The sequence below is a fragment of the Marinomonas sp. A3A genome, assembly GCF_018336955.1.
Lineage (GTDB): Bacteria > Pseudomonadota > Gammaproteobacteria > Pseudomonadales > Marinomonadaceae > Marinomonas > Marinomonas lutimaris.
In genome coordinates, this window is sequence record NZ_CP025532.1 from 1,391,144 (window position 1) to 1,397,345 (window position 6,202).

The following is a 6,202-nucleotide window of genomic DNA, read 5'->3' on the forward strand; positions in this document are numbered from 1 at the left end:
GTGTACAAAATCCGCCCGCGTTATAAGTGAGGTCGTGCTCTGAAAAGGTTAAATTTAAGAGAAAGGTGGTCTAGTAAGGCAAAGTCTTACGATGATTTATTGATTCTGGCAATACTTGGTGCCTTGTGTGGTTTACTAAGTGGGCTTTTGATGGTGTTTTTTTATGCCGTCATTTATTTACCTACTCGATACTTTATCGGTGCTGATTTTGATTCTTTTGAGTCTTTGGCTGTTGAGTGGCGTGTTGGACTTTCTTTTGCTGCTTGTGTTGTTTTGGCGCTGCTTTTTACATTGCTGCCGAACCGATTACATAAAGTGGGTGTTCCTTATGTTGTTGAACGTCTAAATTATCATCATGGTAATTTGCCTGTGTGGAATGCGGTGGTGCAGTTTTTTTCAGCGGCAATAGGTTTGGCTGGTGGTCTTTCAATTGGTAAGGAAGGTCCTGCTGTGCACCTTGGTGCGACACTTGGTGGCTACTTGGCGGGAAAAGCAAAATTGCCTCAGTATGGCGTTGAAACCTTGTTGGCCTGTGGTGTTGCCGGAGCGATTTCAGCGGTATTTCAAACGCCTTTAGCGGGTGTTTTGTTTGCCTTTGAAGTGATTTTTCTGGAATATCGACAGCGTTATGTTTTACCTGTTTTGCTCTCTTCTGTTATTGCTACCTTAGTAAGTCATTACGTTATTGGGCCTTTAGATATTTTTAGTATCGAAAGTATCTCTTCTGTACTGCTTTCAACTGACTTATTTATCGCTTGTTTTGTCTTAGTTGTTTTTATCGTATTACTGTCTGCTTTGTTTCTTCATACGCAAAAGAGTCTTTGGCGGTTCAGTGGTGTATCTGTTTGGTGGCGTTTTTCTTTAGTGGCAATTGCCACGTCTTTTGCAGCTATTTATTTGCCGGAATCATTGGGCAGCGGTTACCTTTCTCTTTCTCGTTTGTTGTCTGGTGATTTAATTTTATATTCTCTGCTGTTATTGATTTTAGTTAAAACGGTCTTGACTGCTTTTACTATAGGTCTGGGAATTCCGGGAGGAATGATAGGGCCGACTTTTATTATTGGTGGATTGGCAGGTGTTCAGGTTGCTTTGGTGTTTGATGATAGCGTAGCGGATGTGGCTTTATTCGCATTACTAGGAATGGCGGCTATGATGGCGGCTAGCTTTCAGGCGCCATTAACAGCTTTGGTTGCTATTATAGAGATGACCCATTCGTCGGAAGCGATCGTTCCTGCGTTGTTTGTTATTGTATTTTCTTGTCTGTTGATGCGAGTGTTTTTTCATCAGGAATCTGTGTTTGTCGAAAGATTGAGTTTTATGGGAATGTCTTCGACTATTAGCCCTTTTCAGCGATATCTGCGACACCATACAGTTAAGCCAGTTGCTGAAGAGGTTTTGCTTCTGCCTAAAGTCGTTGCTATCGAACAGGTGAAAGATTTAGCGTCAAGTATGGTAGACTATGTAGTTTTCGAGATTGAAAACGAGCGGCGTTTGGTCCGTAGAATTGCTGTATTGGATACATTGAAAACTTTGGAGGAAGGCCCTCAGTTATGGCTTGTTTCAGAGGGCGATAGAGTGAAGATGAACTTATCTTTGGCATTAGAGTCGACTCTTGTTTCTGTGATTGATGAGCCTCCTTCATTAGAGGCTATGTTGGGTTGGTTTCAGGAAACAGGTTTGCCAGAGGTGCTGGTGGCGGTATCTGATTCTTCTTTTAGTCTGGTTTCTCGTCATCGTCTCGATCAGTTTTTGTTAAAAAGTGACTAGTTGCACCTGTTTTTTAGTAGGGGGAGTGTTTTCTAGTTCTTTATTAAAAGTTTTATTGGCAGTAATGCTTCTTATGTTAAAGCTTGCTTGCTTTTGTAAATTATCAGTTATGGGATTTGAATAAATATGAGTCGTTCAGAAGATCTATACGCACGTGCCCAACACCGTATTCCTGGAGGTGTTAACTCTCCAGTTCGAGCTTTTAATGGTGTCGGTGGTACGCCTATTTTTTTCCAGCGTGGGGAAGGGGCTTATGTCTATGATGAAGACAAAAAACGCTATATAGATTATGTAGGTTCTTGGGGACCAATGATTTTAGGTCACTCGCACCCAGATGTGTTAGATGCGGTTAGAAAGCAGCTTGATTTTGGTTTGAGCTTTGGTGCCCCTACAGAAGTTGAAATCACAATGGCAGAGAAAGTCTGTGAACTTGTTCCTTCTATGGATATGGTGCGCATGGTGAATTCGGGTACCGAAGCCACTATGAGTGCGATCCGCTTGGCTCGTGGTTATACCGGACGCGATAAAATCGTTAAGTTTGAAGGTTGTTACCATGGTCATTCAGATTCTTTGCTTGTTAAAGCGGGTTCTGGTGCATTAACGCTTGGCGTTCCGAATTCTCCTGGTGTACCTGCAGATTTGGCGAAACATACTATTACACTGCAATACAACGATATTGAAGAAGTGACTCGTTGTTTTGAAGAAATCGGGGATCAAATCGCTTGTATCATTGTCGAACCTGTTGCTGGCAACATGAACTGCATTTTGCCAGTTGAAGGGTTCCTTGAAGCCTTGCGTCAAGTTTGTGATGAATCAGGCGCTGTATTGATTTTTGATGAAGTTATGACTGGTTTCCGTGTTGCCCTTGGTGGTGCGCAGGATCACTTTGGCATTGTTCCTGATCTGACAACACTAGGTAAAGTTATTGGTGCTGGTATGCCGGTTGGTGCTTTTGGTGGTAAACGCGCCATCATGGAATGTATTTCACCGTTAGGTCCAGTTTATCAAGCGGGTACCTTGTCTGGTAATCCTGTTGCGATGGTGGCAGGTTTGGCTGTTCTGAACAAAATTAGCGAAGAGGGCTTCCATCAGGCTTTAGGTTCTAAGGCTAGTCGTCTTATATCAGGATTGAAAAAAGCCGCAGATGATGCAGGCGTACCTTTCTGCGTGGTTAGTGTTGGTGGAATGTTTGGTTTCTTCTTTACTGAAGCTGAGGCGGTTAAGACATTTGCGGATGTGCAGAAGTGTGATTTAGGTAAGTTTAAAGCGTTTTTCCACTATATGTTGGAAGAGGGGGTGTATTTCGCTCCTGCAGCGTTTGAGGCTGGATTTATCTCTCAAGCTCATACAGAAGAAGATATCGACTACACAATAGAAGCTGCTAAGCGTTCTTTTGCTAAGCTAGTATAAATAATTCGTTAAAAAGGAAGGTTTGTAACATGTCTATTGATGATATGAAAAAATCACCGGTTGATGAAATCGAAGACATAGACGTCGGCGATGAGAAAAAACAGCCGCATAAGGGTGTGTATCTATTGCCAAACTTGTTTACTACGGCTGCACTTTTTTCGGGGTTCTATTCCATCATTGCTGCGATGAATGAAAACTTTACTCATGCTGCTGTCGCGATATTTATTTCGATGATATTTGATGGCTTGGATGGGCGTGTTGCGCGTTTGACTCATACTCAAAGTGCATTTGGTGCTGAGTATGATTCCCTTGCTGATATGGTCTCTTTTGGTATTGCGCCAGCGCTTGTTGTATTTACTTGGTCTTTGGCACCACTTGGTAAGATTGGTTGGATTGCTGCATTTATCTATGCTGTTGGTGCCGCTCTTCGTTTAGCTCGATTTAATACCATGCTTGGTGTTGAAGAGAAGCGTTATTTTACGGGATTACCAAGTCCTGCTGCTGCAGCTCTTGTGGCCGGGGTTATATGGGCTGCGAATGACAAAGGTGTTTCTGGTGAAAGTATGGCAACTCTGATGGCATTACTAGTTCCTATCGCCGGTTTATTGATGGTTAGCAACGTAAAATATCGTAGTTTTAAAGATCTTAATTTGAAGGGGCGTGTGCCTTTTGTAGTGCTCCTTATTGCGGTGTTAGTTTTGGTATTAGTTGCGCTAGAGCCTGCTTTGGTGCTGATGAGTGTTTTTTGCCTTTATGGTTTGTGGGGGATCTTGGGTATCTTTTTTGAAAAATTTCGCTAAAACTTTACTAAGTTCCTCTGTAATAAATAAGAGTCTACTGTCGTCAAAGTCAGTAGACTCTTTTTGTTTGAACGTTCAAAAAGGTTTGCTGTCTACTATATAAGTAAGATGTGTCTAGGGGAGCTAATATGTTAATCATAAATAAAAAAAGGTCGGATAGTTCAGAATGCGAAGTGACTGACCGGTCTGTATACCTTAACCGTCGTCAATTCATGAAAGCCTCAGGAGGAGTTGTTCTTGGGGTCAGTGGTATTGGTCATGTTGCTGCCGCTCTTCAAGAGGGTAATCCTTTATCACCACCTTCTTCTCTGAAATCTTCTTTTGAAAATATCGCAGAAACCTCGTTTGGCAACGGAGATAAAATTTCTCCTTATGATGTTGCTACCTCATATAACAACTTTTATGAATTTGGTTATGGCAAGAGTGACCCTAAGGAGCGATCTTCTCAATTTAAAACAACACCGTGGACAATTACGGTAGAGGGTGAGGCTGGGAAAACAGGAGTGTTTGATCTTGATGATATTATTAAAGAGTCGATGCTAGAGGAGCGTATATATCGTCTTCGTTGTGTTGAAGCTTGGTCTATGGTTATTCCTTGGGTTGGCATTTCTCTTGCGACAGTTCTACAGAAATTTGAGCCAACATCTAAAGCAAAATATGTTTACTTTGAAACCTTGTATGATCCTAAGCAAATGTCAGGTCAACGTGGGGGTGGACTGGATTGGCCATACCGAGAAGGGTTGCGTATTGATGAGGCAATGAATCCCCTGGCATTTCTTGCTGTTGGTATGTATGGGAGCATATTACCCAATCAAAATGGGGCGCCAGTTCGCTTAGTTCTACCTTGGAAATATGGTTTTAAAAGTATTAAATCCATAGTGAAAATTCGCTTTGTTGAAACAATGCCCGAAACCACATGGAGTATGTTGGCTCCTAATGAATATGGTTTTTACGCAAATGTGAATCCTAATGTGGATCATCCTCGCTGGTCTCAAGGCCAAGAGCGGCGATTACCGGGTGGTGTTCTATTTCCTAATGTAATTGAGACAAAGATGTTCAATGGCTACGAGGAAGAGGTTGCAAGTTTATATACTGGTATGGACTTGAAAAGGAACTATTAGCGTGTCGACATTCTGGGATAGAAAAGAAAAGCCATATATTGTCATTCTATTTTGTTTGCCCTTTGTGTGGATGTTTGTCTCTTTGTTGATGGGGCAATACTTTCCAGATCCTGGCAAGCTATTGATGAGACTTAGTGGGATTTGGGCATCTGTAGCTGTTGTAGCTGTTATGGCGATGACATTGATTGGTAAAGTGAAGTCGTTTAGATTCATTAATCGATATCGTCGCTTTATTGGCTTGACGGCCTTTTTTTATGCTTTGCTTCATTTCGTTATTTATTTGGTTTTATTTGCGGGATTAAGTTGGACTTGGATAAGTTCTGATTTAGTTGAGAAGCCCTATATATATGTTGGTACTTTGGCTCTGGTTATTCTGGCTGTATTAGCGTTAACAAGTACGAAGGCAATGATTCGTAAGCTAGGAAAGAAGTGGAAACCTCTTCATCGATTAATGTACCTAGCGGCGATTAGTGTAATTGCTCATCTATGGTGGCAGGTTAAAGATGATATTTCGTTGGCTCTTTATTTTTCTGTGTTTTTAGTGCCCTTGTTAATCATGAAAATACCCACACTTCCTAGCTATAAGAAACTTTTTAAGAAAACTTAAAAAAAGAGCTTGCATAGAAAATCTGTGGATGTATTATACGCACCCACTGACACGGACAACGACGCAAACAAGAGTTTGCCACTTACTTAGGTAAGAGAGTTGAACGAAGTATCAGACGCTCTTTAAAATAGATAATCAGATAATTTGTGTGGGCGCTCGCTGGAGGCTTCAGAAGATTGTCCGGATTGGTTTTTAACTGATTCGAGATGATCAAAAAAATTGAAGTCTTGCGAAACGTCTAACACGTCAATTCGCTTTATGTTGGCTTGTTGTTCTTCGGAGCAGTGAGTCGATTAAGTTATTGTTAGTGTAATAGATTTTGAGTAAGCAAACTTTTTAACTGAAGAGTTTGATCATGGCTCAGATTGAACGCTGGCGGCAGGCTTAACACATGCAAGTCGAGCGGTAACAGGGGAGCTTGCTCCTGCTGACGAGCGGCGGACGGGTGAGTAACGCGTAGGAATCTACCTAGTAGAGGGGGACAACATGTGGAAACG

The 6,202-nt window shown here is 41.8% G+C and carries 5 protein-coding genes; all 5 read left to right on the forward strand.

What is annotated here, in order from left to right:
• Positions 1-99 precede the first annotated feature (99 nt).
• The 5 genes from CYL31_RS06485 (at position 100) to msrQ (ending at position 5,705) form a co-directional block, all read left to right on the forward strand.
• Positions 100-1,767, forward strand: coding sequence for a chloride channel protein (locus tag CYL31_RS06485; RefSeq protein WP_249411714.1), 1,668 nt, complete (start codon positions 100-102; stop codon positions 1,765-1,767).
• A 126-nt stretch (positions 1,768-1,893) separates the two neighbouring features.
• Positions 1,894-3,177 carry a glutamate-1-semialdehyde 2,1-aminomutase gene (gene hemL, locus CYL31_RS06490; protein ID WP_212918123.1) on the forward strand — a complete coding sequence of 428 codons (1,284 nt, stop codon included), beginning with the start codon at positions 1,894-1,896 and terminating at the stop codon, positions 3,175-3,177.
• 29 nt (positions 3,178-3,206) lie between these two features.
• On the forward strand, positions 3,207-3,977 hold the full coding sequence (pssA, locus tag CYL31_RS06495; protein WP_212918124.1) for a CDP-diacylglycerol--serine O-phosphatidyltransferase: 771 nt from the start codon (positions 3,207-3,209) through the stop codon (positions 3,975-3,977).
• Positions 3,978-4,105: 128 nt separating this feature from the next.
• Positions 4,106-5,098, forward strand: coding sequence for a protein-methionine-sulfoxide reductase catalytic subunit MsrP (msrP, locus tag CYL31_RS06500; protein WP_212918125.1), 993 nt, complete (start codon positions 4,106-4,108; stop codon positions 5,096-5,098).
• Between the two features lies 1 nt (position 5,099).
• Entirely contained in the window at positions 5,100-5,705 is a 606-nt protein-coding gene (gene msrQ / locus CYL31_RS06505; protein ID WP_249411715.1) for a protein-methionine-sulfoxide reductase heme-binding subunit MsrQ, read from the forward strand.
• The last annotated feature ends 497 nt before the right edge of the window (positions 5,706-6,202 follow it).